The organism is Streptomyces sp. NTH33 (genome assembly GCF_003236365.1).
GTDB lineage: Bacteria > Actinomycetota > Actinomycetes > Streptomycetales > Streptomycetaceae > Streptomyces.
The window spans coordinates 1-810 of the sequence record NZ_POTZ01001015.1; the positions used below are offsets into that span (position 1 = coordinate 1).

1 protein-coding gene is annotated in these 810 nt (G+C 75.1%); it reads right to left on the reverse strand.

Going from position 1 to position 810, the window contains the following annotated elements; genetic code table 11:
- Position 1: 1 nt before the first annotated feature.
- The coding region (locus tag C1I97_RS38185; protein WP_181447118.1) for an ERAP1-like C-terminal domain-containing protein at positions 2 to 810 on the reverse strand (809 nt) is incomplete at its 5' end.

Below are 810 nucleotides of genomic sequence, written 5' to 3' on the forward strand. Positions count from 1 at the left end.
GTCACCGGCCGCGGCGGGTGGCGAGGGCGACGGCGTCCTGGTAGAAGCGGGGGACGTAGTCCCGTACCAGATCGGTCTGTTCGGGCTGCCAGAAGCCCTGGGCGGTGGCGGTGAACAGGTAGTTGGACAGGTCGGTGCGCTCGTCGGTGGCGAACATCGACTCCCAGGCCGCCTGCTTGGCCTCGGCGTCGGGCAGGGCGGCGCGGCAGCGGGCGGCGCCTTCCTGGCCGGTGGCGGAGGGGTCGCGCGCCAGCTCGGCGGCGATGGCGCTCTCGTCGGTGGCGCCGAGGACGGCGAGCCGGGCGAGGACGCGCCAGCGCAGCTCGGGGTCGAGTTCGGGGCCGCCGGGCACGGTGCCGTCGGCGAGCCAGGCGGCGATGGTGTCGGGCTGGGTGGCGACGTCGATGAAGTGGCGTACGGCGATCAGGCGCAGCCCGGGGCTGTCGCCGTCCTCGGTGCGGCGGATGAGGTCGCGGCACAGGGAGCCGAGGCCGGCCAGGGCGGCGGGCCGCTGCCCGGGGTGGACGTAGCGGTCGGCGACCTGGGTGGTGGCGAAGGCCAGGACGCCCTGGACGAGGGCGAGGTCGGTCTCCTCGGGCAGGTGGGCGTCGGCGGTCGCCAGGTAGTCGGCGGGGGCGAGTTCGCCGTCGCGGACCATGTCGCGCAGCGTGTTCCACACCACCGCGCGGGTGAGGGCGTCGGGGATGCCGGACAGGCCGCGCAGGGCGGTCTCCAGGGAGTTCTCGTCCAGGCGGATCTTGGCGTAGGTGAGGTCGAGGTCGTTGGGCACGACGAGGGCGGGGCGGGTGC